At 63.3% G+C, this 18,026-nt stretch carries 18 protein-coding genes; 10 read left to right on the top strand and 8 right to left on the bottom strand.

All coding sequences use genetic code 11. The features are described from left to right. Window positions 1-4: 4 nt before the first annotated feature. From L0V05_RS14120 to L0V05_RS14095, 6 genes are all read left to right on the top strand, one after another. The gene (locus L0V05_RS14120; RefSeq protein ID WP_234871526.1) at window positions 5-1,537 is read left to right on the top strand and encodes a trimethylamine methyltransferase family protein; all 1,533 of its coding nucleotides are present in this window, start codon (window positions 5-7) and stop codon (window positions 1,535-1,537) included. A 70-nt stretch (window positions 1,538-1,607) separates the two neighbouring features. Beyond that, complete coding sequence (locus L0V05_RS14115; protein ID WP_234871524.1) at window positions 1,608-1,997, top strand: c-type cytochrome; 390 nt, start codon at window positions 1,608-1,610, stop codon at window positions 1,995-1,997. Between the two features lie 114 nt (window positions 1,998-2,111). Continuing rightward, window positions 2,112-3,035, top strand: coding sequence for a homocysteine S-methyltransferase family protein (locus tag L0V05_RS14110; protein ID WP_234871522.1), 924 nt, complete (start codon window positions 2,112-2,114; stop codon window positions 3,033-3,035). Between the two features lie 199 nt (window positions 3,036-3,234). After that, entirely contained in the window at window positions 3,235-3,999 is a 765-nt protein-coding gene (gene rpsB / locus L0V05_RS14105) for a 30S ribosomal protein S2 (RefSeq protein WP_234871520.1), read from the top strand. Window positions 4,000-4,075: 76 nt separating this feature from the next. Next, a complete protein-coding gene (gene tsf / locus L0V05_RS14100; protein ID WP_234871518.1) occupies window positions 4,076-4,984 on the top strand; it encodes a translation elongation factor Ts in 909 nt (302 codons plus the stop codon). Window positions 4,985-5,157: 173 nt separating this feature from the next. Further along, window positions 5,158-6,336, top strand: coding sequence for an NAD(P)/FAD-dependent oxidoreductase (locus L0V05_RS14095; protein ID WP_234871516.1), 1,179 nt, complete (start codon window positions 5,158-5,160; stop codon window positions 6,334-6,336). 23 nt (window positions 6,337-6,359) lie between these two features. Here the strand turns inward: L0V05_RS14095 and L0V05_RS14090 are convergent, their stop codons facing one another. The 6 genes from L0V05_RS14090 to L0V05_RS14065 form a co-directional block, all read right to left on the bottom strand. Further along, a complete protein-coding gene (locus L0V05_RS14090; RefSeq protein WP_234871514.1) occupies window positions 6,360-7,238 on the bottom strand; it encodes an MBL fold metallo-hydrolase in 879 nt (292 codons plus the stop codon). 110 nt (window positions 7,239-7,348) lie between these two features. Further along, window positions 7,349-8,035: a ribulose-phosphate 3-epimerase gene (gene rpe, locus L0V05_RS14085; protein ID WP_234871512.1), complete on the bottom strand. Its 687-nt coding sequence runs from the start codon at window positions 8,033-8,035 to the stop codon at window positions 7,349-7,351. A gap of 157 nt (window positions 8,036-8,192) precedes the next feature. Beyond that, complete coding sequence (locus L0V05_RS14080; RefSeq protein ID WP_234871510.1) at window positions 8,193-9,113, bottom strand: ribokinase; 921 nt, start codon at window positions 9,111-9,113, stop codon at window positions 8,193-8,195. Window positions 9,114-9,116: 3 nt separating this feature from the next. Further along, window positions 9,117-9,569, bottom strand: a complete 453-nt coding sequence (locus L0V05_RS14075) for an RbsD/FucU family protein (RefSeq protein WP_234871508.1) — start codon at window positions 9,567-9,569, stop codon at window positions 9,117-9,119. Between the two features lie 16 nt (window positions 9,570-9,585). Further along, window positions 9,586-10,227: an SGNH/GDSL hydrolase family protein gene (locus L0V05_RS14070; RefSeq protein WP_234871506.1), complete on the bottom strand. Its 642-nt coding sequence runs from the start codon at window positions 10,225-10,227 to the stop codon at window positions 9,586-9,588. Then, entirely contained in the window at window positions 10,224-11,282 is a 1,059-nt protein-coding gene (locus L0V05_RS14065) for an ABC transporter ATP-binding protein (RefSeq protein ID WP_234871504.1), read from the bottom strand. Before L0V05_RS14065 ends, L0V05_RS14070 begins: the two co-directional genes overlap by 4 nt. A gap of 244 nt (window positions 11,283-11,526) precedes the next feature. On the opposite strand from L0V05_RS14065, the gene L0V05_RS14060 reads away from it, so the two are divergent. From L0V05_RS14060 to L0V05_RS14045, 4 genes are all read left to right on the top strand, one after another. Continuing rightward, window positions 11,527-13,182: a type 2 periplasmic-binding domain-containing protein gene (locus L0V05_RS14060; protein ID WP_234871503.1), complete on the top strand. Its 1,656-nt coding sequence runs from the start codon at window positions 11,527-11,529 to the stop codon at window positions 13,180-13,182. 65 nt (window positions 13,183-13,247) lie between these two features. Further along, window positions 13,248-14,354, top strand: coding sequence for a carbohydrate ABC transporter permease (locus L0V05_RS14055; protein WP_234871501.1), 1,107 nt, complete (start codon window positions 13,248-13,250; stop codon window positions 14,352-14,354). Window position 14,355: 1 nt separating this feature from the next. Then, a complete protein-coding gene (locus tag L0V05_RS14050; RefSeq protein WP_234871499.1) occupies window positions 14,356-15,273 on the top strand; it encodes a carbohydrate ABC transporter permease in 918 nt (305 codons plus the stop codon). 66 nt (window positions 15,274-15,339) lie between these two features. Continuing rightward, window positions 15,340-15,780, top strand: coding sequence for an RbsD/FucU family protein (locus L0V05_RS14045; protein WP_234871497.1), 441 nt, complete (start codon window positions 15,340-15,342; stop codon window positions 15,778-15,780). Between the two features lie 7 nt (window positions 15,781-15,787). On the opposite strand, the gene L0V05_RS14040 is transcribed toward L0V05_RS14045, so the two are convergent. Together L0V05_RS14040 and L0V05_RS14035 are read right to left on the bottom strand one after the other, a co-directional pair. Further along, window positions 15,788-16,531, bottom strand: a complete 744-nt coding sequence (locus L0V05_RS14040) for a creatininase family protein (protein WP_234871495.1) — start codon at window positions 16,529-16,531, stop codon at window positions 15,788-15,790. Next, window positions 16,516-18,024 (bottom strand): FGGY-family carbohydrate kinase, encoded by a 1,509-nt coding sequence (locus tag L0V05_RS14035; RefSeq protein WP_234871494.1) that lies wholly within the window; start codon window positions 18,022-18,024, stop codon window positions 16,516-16,518. The genes L0V05_RS14040 and L0V05_RS14035 overlap by 16 nt, the downstream gene beginning before the upstream one ends. Window positions 18,025-18,026: the final 2 nt, after the last annotated feature.

Here is an 18,026-nt window from a genome sequence, read left to right as displayed (position 1 = left end):
CAAGATGGGCGAGACACGACCGGCACGCAGCGGACGGCAGGCCCGGCAGGCAGAGCGGCAGGGGAAACACGCCCTTGGCCGCCCCTATATCAGCCGGAACATCCCGACCTACGATATCCTCTCGGACGAGGCGCTGGCCCGGATCGAGGCGACGGCCGACCGAATCCTGGCCGAGATCGGCATCGACTTCCGCGACGATCCGGTGGCGCTCGACCACTGGAAGCAGGCGGGGGCGCAAATCAACGGCGTCAATGTCCGCTTCGAACCGGGTCTACTGCGCGAGATCCTGAAAACCGCGCCTGCCGAGTTCACCCAACATGCCCGCAACCCGGCAAACAGCGTGCGGATCGGCGGGAAGAACGTCGTCTTCGCGCCCGCCTATGGCTCGCCCTTCGTGATGGACCTCGACCGGGGCCGCCGCTTCGGCACACTGGACGATTTCCAGAATTTCATCCGTCTGGCCCAGTCCTCGCCCTGGCTGCACCATTCGGGCGGCACGATCTGCGAACCGACCGATATACCGGTGAACAAGCGTCATCTCGACATGGTTCTGGCGCATCTGACGCTCTCCGACCGGCCGTTCATGGGCTCGGTCACCGCCGAGGAGCGTTCGGAAGAGTCCATCGAGATGGCCCGCATCGCCTTCGGGGCCGGTTTCGTCGATCAGAACTGCGTCATCCTCGGCAACGTCAACGTCAACTCGCCGCTTGTCTGGGACGGCACCATGACCCGCAGCTTGCGCGCCTATGCCCGCGCCAATCAGGCGGCGGTGGTGGTGCCTTTCATCCTTGGCGGCGCAATGGGACCGGTGACCAATGCCGGCGCCATTGCCCAGAGCCTCGCCGAGACCATGGCCGGCTGCGCGCTGACCCAGCTCGAACGCCCCGGCGCGCCGGTGATCTTCGGCAACTTCCTGTCCTCGACCAACCTGCGCTCGGGCTCGCCCACCTTCGGCACGCCGGAACCGGCGATCGGCAGCATGGTGGTGGGGCAGCTGGCGCGGCGCTTGAACCTGCCGCTGCGCTGTTCGGGGAACTTCACCACCTCGAAACTGCCCGACGCGCAGGCGATGACCGAAGGCGCGATGTCGATGCTGGCGGCCGTCCAGTGCGGCGCCAACTTCATCCTGCATTCCGCCGGGTTCCTCGACGGCCTGCTCAGCATGTCCTACGAGAAGTTCATGCTCGACGCCGATCTCTGCGGCGCGCTGCATTCCTATCTGGACGGGGTAGGGGTCTCGGACGAGGACCTCGCCTTCGATGCCTTCGCCGAGACCGGCCCCGGCAACCATTTCTTCGGCAGCGCCCACACCATCGCCCATTACGAGACCGCCTACTGGACCTCGGACCTCGCCGACAACGAGCCCTTCGAGAAATGGGAAGCCAATGGCGCGACCGATGCCGCCACCCGTGCCAACCGCGCCTGGAAGAAGACCCTTGCCGAATACGAGGCCCCGCCGCTGGACGAGGGGATCCGCGACGGACTTCTCGACTTCGTGAACCGCCGGAAGGCGGCGATGGACGACATGTGGTACTAGCACTTGATGCGCATCAAGGCGCGGGCAGCGCGGCCGGCAGAGGCTGGCAGCACAACCGGAGGTCTTTCCCATGCTTCGTATCGTGGCACTTCTGTTCCTTGCTGGGCCAGCCCTTGCCGAGACCGGGCAGCTCGACTTTGACCCGATCAAGGTGACGGCAGGCCAGCAGGCCTTCGACCAGGCCTGCGGCCAGTGCCACAACCCCGACGCCGCGGGCGCCACCTTCGGTCCGCCGCTCGACGACGTCGCCGGACGCCAGGCAGGGAGCTTTGCCGGATACCCCTATTCCGATGCGCTGGCCGAGGCTGGCTTTGTCTGGACCGACGAATTGCTGCGCGCCTGGATGGCAGACAACACAAGCTTCCTGCCCGGCACGAAGATGCGCCATGCCGGGATCACCGACCCGACCGTGCAGGACCTGATCCTGGCCTATCTCCACTCGATCTCGCAGGGCGAGTAGCGGTGCTGCCAAGATGATAAACGTATCCCGGATATGGAATTTGTGCTAGGATGCATACCTTGGGGAAGTTGCCTGGGAAATCCAGCACTCGGGGTGTGTGTAATGTCCCTCGCTATGTCGGAGCATCTTCTGGCGCGCAGCAATGGCCGACCCTGGCTGTCCGATGGCGGGCTCGAAACCACGCTGATCTTTCTGGAAGGCTTCGAACTGCCTGGTTTCGCATCCTTTCCGCTATTGCAGACTGCCGAGGGGAGGGCCGCCCTCCAGCGCTATTTCCGAGAGATGCTGGAGACCGCGCGCGCGCATGAGACGGGCCTGGTCCTTGGCACTGCAACCTGGCGGGCAAGCCGGGGCTGGGGGCCAGTCCTCGGCTTGACCGATGACGAGATCGACGAAGCCAATCGCCGCTCGGTCGCCTTTGCCGAAAGCCTGCGCGACGAATTTCCCGATGTGCCGAGTCTGATCGAAGGCGTCCTTGGTCCGCATGGCGACGCCTATGCGCCGGACCGGGTGCTGACCGCGCAAGAGGCCCGCGATTACCACCGCCCGCAGGTCGAGATCCTGGCGCAAGCCGGGGCAGACTTCATCGGCGCCTACACGCTCAGTTCGACTGGCGAGGCGATCGGCATCGCCGAAGCTGCGCGCGAGGTGAAGATGCCAGTCCTGCTGTCCTTCACGGTGGAGACCGACGGGCGCCTGATATCGGGAACGACGCTGGCCGAGGCGATCACCGAGACCGATGCGGCGACCGGCAGCTACCCGATGTGGTATGGCATCAACTGCGCACATCCCGACCACTTCCGCGACCATCTCAAGGGCGACTGGATCGGTCGCATCGGCTCGATCCGCGCCAATGCATCCCGGCGCAGCCATGCCGAGCTTGACGAGGCGACCGAACTGGATGCAGGCGATCCCCAGGACCTGGCGCAGGACTATGCGCAGCTTCTGCACATGCTGCCTGCGGTTCGCGTCCTCGGCGGGTGCTGCGGAACCGATCATCGCCATATCGCCGCGATCGGGGCCGCCTGTCTGGAGTGATCCTCCGGTACAGCGTCAGAGGGGCCGGGTCGCCAATGGCGGGCGATTGCACGCCCGCCCCTTGCCATTCCGCGAGAAACCGTCTAGACGCGCGGCACTTCACAGGCGGAAGGCGGGCTTGCAGGGGAGAAATCCCTGTCGGTCCACCGGTTGGGGGAAACCCTGAAATCCTTCCGCCGAGGCGCGAAACCGGAAAGGAATGGACATGGCGCTCCCTGATTTCTCGATGCGTCAGCTCTTGGAAGCTGGCGTTCACTACGGTCACCAGACCGCCCGCTGGAACCCGAAGATGGCGGAGTACATCTACGGCGACCGCAACGGTATCCACATCATCGACCTGACCCAGACCGTCCCGATGCTGGACGCGGCCCTGCAGGTCGTGCGCGACACCGTCGCCAAGGGCGGCCGGATCCTCTTCGTAGGCACCAAGCGCCAGGCGCAGAAGCCGATCGCCGAAGCTGCCGAGAAATCGGCGCAGTTCTACATGAACCACCGCTGGCTGGGCGGCACGCTCACCAACTGGAAAACCGTCTCGCAGTCGATCCAGCGCCTGAAGCAGATCGACGAGCTGATGGAGCACGGCGCCGAGGGCCTGACCAAGAAAGAGCGGCTGAACATGGAACGCGAACAGGCCAAACTGCAGGCCTCGCTCGGCGGCATCCGTGAAATGGGCGGCACCCCGGACCTGCTGTTCGTGATCGATGTTGGCAAGGAAGATCTCGCCATCCTCGAGGCGCAGAAGCTCGGCATCCCTGTCATCGGCGTGGTCGACACCAACAACTCGCCCAAGGGCGTGAACTACGTGATCCCGGGCAACGACGACGCCGCCCGCGCGATCCAGCTGTATTGCGACCTCGTCGCCCGTGCCGCGCTTGACGGCATGTCGGCCCAGCTCGGCGCCGCCGGCGTCGACCTTGGCGCGCTGGAAACCGCGCCCGAGGAAGAGGCCATCGCCGACGCCTGATCGGCTGTCGCAAAGTCTTGATCCGGCGGGGATAGACCTCCGCCGGACGACCCAATGAATTGAGGAGAGCCGGGATATGACCGTCACCGCTCAGATGGTGAAAGAACTGCGCGAATCCACCGGCGCAGGCATGATGGACGCCAAGCGCGCCCTGACCGAAACGAATGGCGACATGGAAGCGGCCGTTGACTGGCTGCGCACCAAGGGCCTGGCAAAAGCCGCCAAGAAAGCCGACCGCGTGGCCGCCGAAGGCCTGATCGGCGTGGCCGTGTCGAACGGCAAGGGCGTCGCCGTCGAAATCAACTCGGAAACCGACTTCGTTGCCAAGAACGCCGATTTCCAGGCGCTGGTGAACGAAGTCACCAACGTGGCGCTCACCACCGGCAATGACATCGAAGTGCTGAAAGCCGCGCATCTGAACGGCAAGCCGGTCTACGAAGTCATCAACGAAGCGATCGCGCGCATCGGCGAGAACATGACGCTGCGCCGGATGCACATCCTGGAAGGCGACACCATCGTCTCCTATGTGCACAACTCGGTCGGCGACGGCCTGGGCAAGATCGGCGTGCTCGTCGCGCTGAAGGGCCCGGCGGACAAGGCTCAGGCCATCGGCCGGCAGTTCGCCATGCACATCGCCGCCACCGCGCCGCTGTCGCTGTCGGAAGCCACGCTGGAGCCGTCGATCCTCGAGCGCGAACTGGCTGTGCAAACCGCCAAGGCCCTGGAAGAGAACGCATCCTCGGCCAAGCCGAAGCCCGAGCAGGTGATCCACAACAACATCATCCCGGGCCGGATGAAGAAGTTCCTCGCCGAGAACACCCTTCTGGGCCAGGCCTTCGTCATCAACCCCGACCTGACCGTCGAGCAGGCCGCGAAAGAGGCCGGTGTCGAGATCACCGGCTATGCCCGGGTCATGGTCGGCGAAGGCATCGAGAAGAAGGAAGAGGATTTCGCCGCCGAAGTCGCCAAGGCGCTTCAGGGCTGATCGCTTTCAATTGCAAAACTGGAAACGGTGCGGGTCTATGGCTCGCACCGTTTTCATTTGGGAAACGGTATGTCCTGCATCGGATGATGCGCATTTGACAACGCCCGGGGGGTTTTACACCCCCCGGACCCCCCGTAGGATATTTCGGAACAAGAGAAGGGCAGGGGCGGGGCATGACGCAGTCCTATGACGTTGTGGTGATCGGCGGCGCGGTGATGGGGTCGTCCGTCGCCTATTGGCTGACCCGCATGCAGCCCGGCCTCAAGGTGCTGGTGGCCGAACGCGACCCGAGTTTCTCACAAGCTTCGACCGCGCTTTCCGTTGCCTCGATCCGGATGCAGTTCTCGACCCGCGTGAACGTGCGGATCTCTCGCTTCGGCATCGGGTTCATTCGCGATTTCCAGAAGAGCCTTGGCGTCGATGTCGGGGTGGGATCGCTTGGACTGAAGGAAAACGGCTATCTTTTCCTGAGTTCGACCGCGGAAGGCGCCGGGAAGCTGGCCGAGATCGCGGCCATGCAGCGCGAGGAGGGGGCGGCGACCGAGCTCTGGTCACCCGAGCAGGTCGCAGCGCGCTTTCCCTGGCTCAAGACCGACGATCTGCTTGCCGCCACCTTCGGACAGCGCGATGAGGGCTGGTTCGACAATATGGGCCTGATGAACGGTTTCCGTGCCGCAGCCAAGGCGCAGGGCGCGACCTTTGTGACTGACCGGGCGACTGGCCTCGACATGGTCGGGGGCAGGGTGGTCGCCGTCCATCTGGAGAAGGGCGGCCGGGTGGAGTGCGCAGCAGCCATCAACGCCGCCGGCACCCGCGCGGCCGAGGTGCTGCGATGGGCTGGCCTCGATCTGCCGGTGGAGCCGCGCAAGCGCACCGTATTCGTGATCGACGCGCCGAACGCGCGGCATCCCGACGCGCCGCTACTGATCGACGCCGGATTCTACATCCGCCCCGAGGACAAGCACTGGATCACCGCCACTGTTCCCGAGCAGGACGGCCCCTGCGACCCCGACGATTTCGAACCCGATCTTCATCTGTTCGAAGAGGCGATCTGGCCGCTTCTGTGGAACCGCGCCCCCGGCTTTGATGCCGTGAAGGTGGTGCGCCACTGGGTTGGTCACTACGCCTACAACACGCTCGACCAGAACGCGATCCTCGGGCCACATCCGGACCTGCCAAACCTCTTCCTGATGAACGGTTTCTCGGGACATGGGCTTCAGCAGGCGCCAGCGGTCGGGCGGGGTCTTGCTGAACATGTGCTGACGGGCGCCTGGCAGTCGATCGACCTCAGCGACTTGTCGGTCGCGCGGGTGATCGCCGGGAAGCCCTTCCGCGAGCTGGAAATCGTGTGATTTCTGGGGCTTGCCCGGCGACCCTAAAGCTCGTTGATCGGCACCTTGAGGAAGGTCTTTCCCTGGTCGTCCTTGGCCGGCATCTGGCCCGCCCGCATGTTTACCTGCAGAGACGGGATGATGAGCCTCGGCATCGACAAGGTCTTGTCCCGCGCCTCTCGCATCGAGACGAAACTGTCCTTGTCCTTGCCGCCGCCGATATGGACATTGCGGGATTTTTCTTCCGCGACAGTGGTTTCCCACGCGTAGTTGTCACGCCCAGGCGCCTTGTAGTCATGGCAGACGAAGATCCGGGTCTCGTCCGGCAGCGCCAGGATCCTCTGGATCGACTCGAAAAGTTCGACCGCCGATCCCCCCGGAAAGTCGCACCGGGCGGTGCCATAATCCGGCATGAACAGCGTGTCACCGACGAAGGCCGCATCACCGATCACGTAGGTCAGGCAGGCGGGCGTGTGTCCGGGTGTATGGAGGACCACACCCTCGAGGCCACCGATGGTGAAAGTGTCGGCTTCCTTGAACAGCCTGTCGAACTGCGATCCATCGCGCTGGAACTCGGTTCCCTCGTTGAATATCTTGCCGAAAGTATCTTGTACAACAACGATTTTCTCGCCGATGCCGATCCGACCGCCGAGGCGCTGCTGGAGGTAGGGCGCGGCGCTCAGGTGGTCGGCATGCACATGCGTTTCGAGTATCCAGTCGAGCGTCAGCTCTTCGTCACGGATGTGCTGGATGATGGCATCGGCCGAGCGCGTATCGGTTCGACCCGAGGCGTAGTCGAAGTCCAGGACGGAATCGATGACGGCACAGATGCGGCTGGCCGGATCCTTGACTACGTAAGAGACGGTATTGGTGGCCTCGTCGAAGAAGGCGGCCACATCGGCGATCTGATGGCTGTCGAACATGGCGGTCACTCCTTTGTCATCAGTCTAGAGAACTTCTGACTCCAAAGTCGATATGTTGCAATTGGAATGTGTTCAGGCAGAACCGGATCGAGGGGCAGGGCACGACCGCGTCAGGAGGGCAGAGCCGCAACGCGTATCCTTCTGATATTATGTCCATATTCTTCCGGCTTATCCGCAGACCCGCCCTTGAAGACCGCGGCGCCGGCCACAAGCACGTTGGCACCGGCGGCGACGACCCTTGCGGCTGTGTCGACTGAAACCCCGCCGTCCACCTGAAGATCGATCGGGCGGTCACCGATCAACTGCCGCAGCGCACGGATCTTTGGCAGTTGCGAGTCGAGGAAGCTCTGGCCGCCGAAGCCGGGGTTCACCGTCATCACGCAGATCAGGTCGAGTTGGTCGAGAAGGTACGGCACCATCCCGATATCGGTTCCGGGATTTATCGCAAGACCGGCCTTTTTCCCAAGCGCCCGAATGGTTTGCAGGCTGCGGTGAATGTGCGGGCCAGCTTCTGGATGAACCGTCAGGTGATCAGCGCCGGCCTTGGCGAACGCCTCGAGGAACGGGTCGATCGGCTGGATCATCAGATGCACGTCCATGATACCCTTGATATGCGGTCGCAGCGCCGCGCACATCGCCGGGCCAAAGGTGATGTTCGGCACGAAATGACCATCCATCACATCGACATGAACCCAATCGGCGCCTTGCGCCTCGATCGCGCGACACTCGGCACCGAAGTTGGAAAAGTCCGCCGCAAGGATGGACGGGGCGATCTTGATCTTGGGATCGAAAGTCATCGGAAACCTGCAGGGCGCTTAGGAATGGGATGCTTCTGCTTAATGCGCGTTGCGATCCATGGCCAGTGCCATACGCATCAGTTATTTACATAATACCGATTATAGGTCTTTCTTATGTCTTGAAAGCATGCCCTTCCAACCCTGCACGCCAGTGAATTCAAGCTCTTGCGAGCAAGGCCTCGATCTCGTCGAGACTTGGCATCGACGGTGCTGTCCCCGGCCGCGTGACCGATATCCCCGCCGTTGCGCAGCCGAACCTGACGGCTTCGACCGGATCGGCTCCGCGCGCGAGTGCCGCCGCAAATCCACCGTTGAAGGCGTCGCCGGCGCCTGTTGTCTCGACCACCGGCCCAGCACTGAATGCCGGCACGTGCTCAGTCCGCGCCCCGTCATGGAACAGCGCTCCCTGACCGCCAAGCGTTATGATCGCCGCCCCGGCACCGCGCTGCCGCAAGGACTTGGCCGCTGCCAGGGCTTCGGCCGGATTGGTGACCGGCAGGCCAGTCAGCGCCTCGGCCTCGGATTCGTTCGGCGTGACGTAATCGCACAGGGCCAGCAGGCCATCAGGCAACGATGCCGCCGGGGCAGGGTTCAGAACCGTGATGGCGCCCCCTGCCCTCGCAATCTCCAGCGCGCGCTGCGCCGCAGCAATCGGCTGCTCCAGCTGTGTCACGAAAACCGAGGCGCCACCAATCAGTTCGGCCCTTGCCTCAACATCGGCGGGCGAGATGTCGCCTGCGACGCCGGGCGCGACGATGATCGCATTGTTGCCTGTCGCGGCCTCGACAAAGATGTAGGCGGCACCGGTATAGCCGTCGTCATGCTGGGACACGGCCGGAACGACACCGGCCGATTTCCATGTATCCAGAGCCATTTGCGCGAAGGTGTCGCGGCCCAGACGGGTAATCATGTGGGTTTCGGCCCCGGCTTTGGCGGCGGCCACCGCCTGGTTCGACCCCTTGCCGCCAGGCCCAAGCTTGAAGCTCTGGCCAAGGATCGTTTCTCCCATCTTCGGCTGCCGCTCCGCGCGGTAGGCCGTATCGGCCACGAATACACCAAGGATGACGACTCGCCCCATGGCTCAGGCCTCCGGCGGGATCACGCCCTTGCGGAAGATGAAGCAGCCGTAGAAGCGGCGCTCACCGGTCTGGATCACCGCATAGGCGCTCTTCGCCAGGTCGTAAAAGGCAAAGCGCTCGACACTCTGCATGGGGCGCGGCCGGCCCTCGGCGCGATCGATCTCCTCTTGAACTTCGGCCTGCACGGGCGGGATTTCATTGGGATTTCCGACAATCTCCATTCGCATCGCGAAATCATCGACAAAGGTATCCAGCGGAAGAACCGACAGGATCGCCTGAGCCGCCTGGGCCGAGGTCAGGTTTTCCATCCGCAGAAGCGAGCCGACAACGGTCTGGGCCGCGACGGAATCCGAAGGGAAGTTGGTGTCCGACAGCACCAGAGTATCGCCATGCCCCATCGCGCGCAGGCAGTGCAGCACCTCGGCATTCAGGCGGTTGTCGATTCCTTTCAGCATGGTCCTCTCCCTGTCGTCAGCCGAAATGCCGTACGATAGCCCCGGCGAAAGCTGTCGCCAGCGCCTCTTGCGCAGGCTCATCGTAATGAATCCCGTCGATCTCGGACACGGCGACCACGTCGGCAGTGTCAAGGAACGGCACACCCATGCGCCGCGCGGTCTCGGCGATTCGGGCCGCAAAGCCTCGCGATTTCTCCGCGCCCCCCTCGAACATCCCGGCGAGGCAACCGGCCTCGAGAATCGGCGGCGGCGCGACCAGCAGAACCTGCGGCGCCCCTGCCCCCGGACCGCATCGCGAAACTTCGACAGCGCGCACCAACCGCTCCAGCGAATGCGCCACGTCGGACGCATTTACGGAGAAGCGGCCTTTCAAGTCGTTGGTGCCGAGCATGATCAGGACGACATCGATCGGGCGGTGACTTTCCAGGATCGCTGGCAGCACCGAAAGGCCGTTGCGATGCGGCCCCTCGATCGGGTCATCATGAACGGTCGTTCGCCCTGGCAGACCTTCTTCGATGACGGTCCAGCCGTTCAGCTTCCCTGCCAGCAGGTGGGGCCAGCGGATGCCGGGGCCGAAGCGGCCCATATCCTCGATCTCGGCCATTGGCATGGTGCCGTGGGTGTTGCTGTCGCCATAGCAAAGCAGCGTGCGGGTCATCCAATCCTGTCTCCGGTCGCCTCGTCGAAGAGGTGGATTACGGTGGGATCGGGCGCAAGCGTGACCGTATCGCCCGGGCGGAAGGCATGACGCTCGCGGAAGACTGCTGTCAGCTCGCGCGAGCCCAGGCGGAGGACGACATGGGTTTCGGATCCCGTAGGCTCGATTACCACGACCGTCGCCGTGATGCCCGACGAGGCGATCGACAGATGCTCGGGGCGGATGCCGACGATCACCTTGCGGCCCGGGTCCATACCCTGGCGCGGCGGCACGGCAATCGCGGTGCCATCGACCTCGACAGAGCCGCCGCCGGCCCCGACCACCCCCGGCAGAAGGTTCATGGAGGGCGAGCCGATGAAGGCTGCGACGAAGGTATTGGCCGGTCGGTCGTACAGCTCCAGCGGTGCACCCTGTTGGGCGATATGGCCGTCGCGCATCACGACGATGCGATCGGCCATGGTCATCGCCTCGATCTGATCGTGGGTGACATAGACCGTCGTTGTCTTAAGCCGCTGATGAAGCTCGCGGATTTCCGTGCGCATCTGGACCCGCAGTTTGGCGTCCAGGTTAGACAGCGGCTCGTCGAACAGAAAGACCTGCGGATCGCGCACGATCGCCCGCCCCATCGCCACGCGCTGCCGCTGGCCGCCCGACAGGGCGCGGGGATAGCGGTCGAGATAGGGCTTTAGGCCAAGGATGTCGGCAGCCCTCTCGACCCGAGAATTGATCTCGTTTTTCGCCATGCCGCGCATCTTCAGGGGAAAGCCCATGTTCGCGGCAACTGTCTTGTGGGGGTAAAGCGCATAGTTCTGGAACACCATGGCGATGTCGCGCTCGGATGGCGCAAGGTTGTTCACCACCCGGTCTCCGATCTGGATCGTGCCCGCGGTGATGCTTTCCAGACCGGCCAGCATCCGCAGCAGCGTGGACTTGCCACAACCCGAAGGACCGACCAGCACGACGAATTGCCCGTCGGCGATGTCGATATTGACGCCATGCAGCACTTCCAGCCCGCCATAGGCCTTGCGCAGGTCGCGGATCGTGACTCCGGCCATGGTCCCCCCTTTGTTGTTCCCACGACTTGCCTAGCGCAGGGCATCCGGCCTGTCCACCTAATTGACATGCTAAAATGTTAGATGCTTGACTTGAGCTTGCCCGCCTGAGAAGGTTTCGCCGTGTCCGGAGGAGGCCGGACTCGGCAAAGGGTCAAGAACGCAGAGGAAAATTACCCCCGGTTCCAGGGGCCTGCGTGCCTGTCCGGCAAAATTCCTGCGCGTGACAATAGGGAGGTCACAACCAATGAAAGTCGAGATTTACAACGCCCTCGTGGCGAGGTCCGCGATGACCCGCCGGGGGCTTCTGAAGGGGGCGGCCGGTATTGGCGGCCTTGCTGCGCTTGGAGGGCTTGGCCTTGGCGCCGGGGCGCGCCCTGCCCTGGCCCAGGACAACCTGCGGGCCGAAATCCTGAAGATACCGGGCGTCGGCGCCGGATCGCCCACCGATGCCGACTGGCAGAAGGTCGGCGAGATGTGCCTTGGCCCGACCAAGGCCAATGTCGCCGAAGGTGAATTCGCCGGGGTCGAGCTGACCTTCATGGGGCTCAACAACCAGAACCTGCACAACTTCCTGTTCCGTGGCTTCCTGAAGCCTTGGGAGGCCTATACCGGCGCCAAGATCAACTGGATCGACCTCGCCCAGGCCGACTACAACCCGCGTCTCCAGCAGTCGATCGCCACCGGAACGGTGGACTTCGACATCGTCGAGATGGGCGCCCCCTTCGAAGGCGATACGGCTGGCCAAGGCCTGCTCGACGAGATGCCGGACTGGGTCAAGGCTCAGATCGACATGGACGACTACGTGAACTACCTCAAGCCGCCGGTCGGGACCTGGGACGGCAAGGTCTACCGCATCACTATCGACGGCGACTGCCATACGTTCAGCTATCGCAACGACTACTTCACCGATGCGGCCATCACCGCAGCCACCGGCCTGACTGCGCCGCCGACAACCTGGCAGCAGGTCAACGACTTCACCAAGAAAGTGAAGGGCCAAAAGGACCCGCTGACCGGACTCGACGCCTATGGCTATCTCGACCCGCTCAAGGGCTGGGGCGGCTTCGGCTTCTACTTCCTGGAAGATCGCGCCACCGCCTATGTGAAGCACCCCTCGAGCCCGGCCTTCCTGTTCGAGCCGGAAACGATGAAGCCGCTCGTCAACAACGCGGGTTGGGTGCAGGCGATCCAGGACGTGATGGACGCGATACCCTTTGGTCCGTCTGACCAGATCAACGCCGACCCCGGCACCACTGCGTTCCAGCAATTCCTCGCCGGAACCGGATCGGCGCTCTGCTGGTGGGGCGACGTGGGCTCGATGGCCAAGACCTCGGACACCTCGGTTGTCGGCGAAGTGACCGGCTTCTCGATCAACCCCGGCTCGGAAAAGGTCTACAACTGGCAGACCCAGGCCTGGGAAACCCCGGAAAGCCCGAACTTCGCGCCCAACATGGCCTATCTTGGCTGGGGCATCTACGTGACCAAGAACGTCTCGGGCGACGAGAAGAAGCGCAAGGCGGCATGGTCTGCCGCGGCGCATCTCGGCGGCAAGGACATCTCGCTCTGGATGGCGGCCTATCCCTCGGGCTTCCAGCCCTACCGCAACTCGCAGTTCAACTACGACGAATGGGAAGCGGCAGGCTACGACCGGGCCTATATCGAGGACTATCTCGGCTCGAACCTCGACAGCTACAACCACCCGAACGCCGCGATCGAGCCGCGCATCCCCGGCATCTTCCAGTACTACTCGGTCGCCGAGGACGAACTGGCCAAGGGATATGCCGGTCAATACAAGTCGGCCCAGGAAACCGCCGATGCCATAGCCGCCGCCTGGGAGAAGATCACCGACCAGATCGGCCGCGAGAACCAGATCAAGCTCTACAAGGCCTCGCTCGGCATGTGAACTGATCCACGTCTGGGCCGGCGACCCGATCGCCGGCCCATTTCTGTCTTTTGGAGGTCCCTGCCTTGTCTGATACCGGCGACCTGCTGCATGTCGTCACCAATGACGACATTTCCCCTGGCCGCCAGGCGTTTGGAAAAGCGATCGTCTGGGCGTCGCTCGCCCTGCTAGCCGCGACGGCGCTTGTCCAGACCCTCGACCGGACGGGAGCCTTGCCGATCGGCTTGTCGAACTGGCGGCCGACGCTTTACGCCTATGTCCTCTTCTCGATCTGCCTCTGCTGGTCGCAGGTGCTCATCCGGGGCGAACAGGGCAAGCGCGTGCTCTTCGTCCTCCCGGCGGCGTTGTTCGTCATTTCCCTTGTGGTGTTTCCGCTCATCTTCGGGATGATGATTGCCTTTTCGAACTGGAACCTATCCTCACCGGACGGGCGGCAGTTCAACGGCCTCGACAACGTGCGCCAGATGTGGAGCGACCCGTTCTACTGGAACGCGCTTGGCAACATGGTCTGGTATCTTTTGGCCATCATTGTCGAATATGCGATCGCCTTCGGGCTTGCGCTCCTGCTGAACGCCCAGATCCGGGCGCGCAAGTTCTTCCGCGTGGCTTTCCTGCTGCCACTAATGCTGTCGCCGGTCGCGGTCAGTTGGATGGTCGGCAAATCCATGCTCGAGGTGCGCTTCGGACCCATCGCCAATCTCGCCCGCTTCCTCGGCTGGGAAGACCCCTCATTCTTCTCTTCGCCCGAACTCGCCCGCGCCACGATCATGGTGCTGGATGCCTGGACCTATATCCCCTTCATGATGATCATGATCCTCGCGGGTCTGCAGGCGATCCCGAAGGACGTGCAGGAAGCGGCGCGTGTGGACGGCGCCAGCGCCTGGCGTGGATTCTGGGAGGTGACCTTCCCGTTGATGCTGCCGGTGTCGATCACCGCGATCCTGATCCGCATCATCTTCAAGCTGAAGCTGGCCGACATCATCATCAACCTGACCTCGGGCGGCCCCGGCGGAGCAACGGACAGCGTGACGAGCTTCATCTATCGCGAATACCGCGACCGCTCGAACGTAGGCTATGGCACGCTTCTGGCTATGGTCTACCTCGTGCTCATCATCATCTTCATGACCATCCTGATGAAGCTCGCCGACCGCTGGATGAGGCCGAAGTACTGACATGACCGACCAGATCTTTCACGACCACCCCAATGACCGCCCTGCCCGACTGGGCTGGTATGCCTCGCGTGTGGCGATCTACGGCATGCTCCTCCTCTGGGCGGCGATCTGCCTGTTCCCGATCTACTGGACCATCACCACGAGCTTCAAGGCGGCACCGGACGTGATGAAGGGCACACTGATCCCCTGGGTCGACTTCACCCCGAAATGGCTGGGCTGGAAGTCGCTTGGCCTATCGCCTGACACCATCGGCAGCGAGTCGACCGTCCGGCAGGAGTTCATGGTGCGCTTCATGAACTCGACGGTCATTTCGCTGACCTCCTCGGCCGCGGCGGTGATCCTGGGCAGCCTGGCCGCCTACGGTCTGTCGCGATTCTCGTACAAGTTCCTGTGGATGCGGAACCCCGACATCAGCTTCTTCTTCCTCAGCCAGCTGATCCTGCCGCCGGTTGTGCTCGCCCTGCCCTTCCTTGTGCTCTACAAGGAGCTGGCACTGCTCGACACGCGGATCGGGCTGATCCTTCTCTACACACTGTCGGTCCTGCCGATCGTCATCTGGATCATGCGCGACCAGTTCGCCGGCATTCCGCATGAGCTGGAAGAGGCCGCGCTTGTCGATGGCCTGTCGATCTGGGGCGCCTTCCTGACCATCGTGCTGCCGATCGCCCTACCCGGTATGGTCGCCGCCTTCATCCTGAGCCTGGTGCTGACCTGGAACGAGTATTTCTTCGCCGCGCTCCTGACCTCGACCCATGCCAATACCTTGCCGGTGATGGTGGCAAGCCAGACCGGCAGCCAGGGGATCAGCTGGTGGTCGATGGCAGCGCTGAGCTTTGCCGCGATCATCCCGCTCATCATCATCGGCGTGCTGCTCGAGCGTTACATCATCAAGGGCATGGCGGCAGGCGCGGTGAAATGACTGGTCGCGGTTTCTACGAAATTCAGGGATCTGCATGATTTTTCGAGGAAAAATCGGAGACATTCCGTGCTGAAGACCATCGATCGCCGCCTGACCGCCGACCTGCTGCATGCGCTGATGCAGATGGGGCATGGCGATGATCTGGTGATCTGCGACATCAATCACCCGGCGGTCACTATCGCGAGCGAAACCACCTACGGCCGCCTCCTCGACATGGCGGGCTGCGACATCCCGCAGGCGGCCGAGGCGATCCTGACGCTGTTCCCGCTGGACAGCTTCGTCCCCGAGCCGGTCTGGCGGATGCAGGTGGTCGGTAACCCGGATGCCCAGATGCCGGTCTTTGGCAGGATGCAGTCTGTCCTCGACAAGGCCGAGGGCAAGCCGGTGGCTATGGCGGCGCTCGAGCGGTTCGACTTCTATGCGGCCGCCAAGCGGGCCTTCTGCATCATCCGCACCTCCGACCCCGGCCCCTACGGCTGTTTCATCCTGCGCAAGGGCGTGGTCTGACAAAGGGTTATGCGTCGATCCTGAAGCATCTTCGCAGATGTTGCAGGATGACCGTCACCCCATCTTCCCCCCGTTCCGCCGACCCTTCCGGGGCCGTCTCGGTGTACCAGCTGGTGTTCTCCGCCATCCGCCAGGGTGCGACGGTTTCGGGCGCCAGCGCCAGCATCAGCGAGGTTTCGCCTTCGCCCGCATGGTCGAAGGGAAACCGGTCGCGGCTGTCGAGTGGCAGGAGCGGATGCACCCGGATCCACTGGAAGGGATCGGGCGCACCGCTCGCGTAGTAGTCGCGCATCTCGTCCTTGCCCCACCAACCGGGCCCCCGCTCTGCCTCGACGCGGGAAAAGATCGCCTGCCGTGCGGCAAGGCGAAAAGCGAGATCCGTCGGCATGCCCTGCCCGAAATCCTCGGACTGGTGGTGGATCACCGCATGGATGTTGCGAAAACCCGTGGCAAGCAAAGCAGAGAACAGCGCCCGCGCCATTGGCACCAACGCCTCGGCATCGAGATGCAGCGTTCCCGTGCCGTCCGGCCCAGCCACAGCATGGCTTGCAGCGCCGTAGGCGAAGGACGGCAGGATCACGAGATCCGCTTCCGTTTCAAGCCGTTCCAGCGCGCGGCTCACTGCCAGCATGTCCATTCCGACCGGCAGATGCTCACCGTGATACTCCATCACCCCAAGCGGCAGGACGACCGGCCAGTTGCCTGCAATCGCCTCGCGGATCTGGTGTGGCCGCATCAGCTCGAAGCGCATCGGCCCTCGTCCTCCAGCGCAGCGGCAATGTCTTTCGTCTGGGCATAGAGGCGCCGGTAAAGCGGATAAAGGCGATCATAGGCCGGTTCGTGCGCCGCATCGACGATCCGCGCCGCGGGATTCCAGACGTCAATATCCGCAGCAGGCGCCCCGCCGATCGCCAGCCGCGCAAGGAACGCATCGCCATAGGCCGCGCCGCTCGTCACCTCGCACAGGGTCTGGTCGAGGCCTGTCAGGTCTGAGGTCGCCTTGAGCCAGATGGCGTTCTTCGTTCCGCCCCCGACCGCCCGCACCCGCAAGACGGGCTGACCGGCCTCGGCATAGGTATCGGTGATGGCCCGTGTCGCACAGGCGATGCCTTCGAGCGTCGCGCGATAGAGGTCGCCGCGACCATGGGTCAGATTCAGTCCGAAGATTGCGCCCTTGGCCAGGGGATCGTGGATCGGCGTCCGCTCTCCCGAGAAATGTGGAAGCACGATCAATCCCTTTGCACCCGGAGGCGACGTGGCGGCCTCACCTGCGAGCACAGCGAAGGCGGTCTGCTGATCAAGGTCGCGCGCCAACTCGTCCCGGAACCAATGCGTCAGCGTACCGCTGGTCGCGAGCCCCGCCATGGCCGAGAACTGACCCGGAAACAGCCACGGCGCATGCCAAAGGCGAGGATCGGTCAAGCGATGATCGGCAATCAGGATGACGAAGACCGTCGATCCATACATCAGCATCAGATCGCCCGGTTGGCGGACCCCGACGCTCACCGCCTCGGCCGCCGCATCGATCGTGCCGCAGGTTACGGGGATACCCTCGGCCAGTCCGGTTTCCGCAGCGGCCTCTGCCGTGACCAGGCCCGCAATCTCCGTCGACCAAAGAAGGCGTGGCAGCATCCGGCGCGGACAGATCCAGCCGAGATCATCGCGCCAGTCCTGCTGCGCGATGTCATAGAGTGGCGAGTAATTCGCGGCCGTATAGTGATCGATCACCATCTCGCCGGTCAGACGATAGGTTAGATATGTAGTTGAAGTCATTATTTTTGATGTCTTTTTCCAGACATCCGGTCTGTTCTTTCGCAACCACAGGATCTTTGGCCCCACCGATTGCGAGGTCAGCGCATTGCCGCCGCGCGCCAGGATCGCATCAGCGCCAAGGCGTTCGGTGATGTCCGCGATTTCGACGCTTGCGCGGGTATCGACGCCGTAAAGGACTCCGTTCGTCAGGGGTCTGCCCTGGTGATCGACGGGCAGCATGCAGGGACCGATCGCCGAAGTTGCGATTGCTGCGATCTCTTCGGGCTTAACCTGAGAATTATTCAGCAACTCCCTAACAATATGAACGAAATCTCCCCACCAATCTTCCTCCGCCCGATGCTCGGCCCAGCCTGGACGAGGAACGAGCATCTCGTGCGGCCGGCTGGCGGCGGCGATGATTCGACCGGCGTCATCGACGATCACACCCTTCGATTCGAAGGTTCCAATGTCGACACCGAGCGTGAATGTCATCG

This window comes from Alitabrizicola rongguiensis (assembly GCF_021491355.1).
Taxonomy (GTDB): Bacteria; Pseudomonadota; Alphaproteobacteria; order Rhodobacterales; family Rhodobacteraceae; genus Aliitabrizicola; species Aliitabrizicola rongguiensis.
Note: the sequence above shows the minus strand (reverse complement) of the source record. Positions and strands in the feature narration are given on the sequence as shown.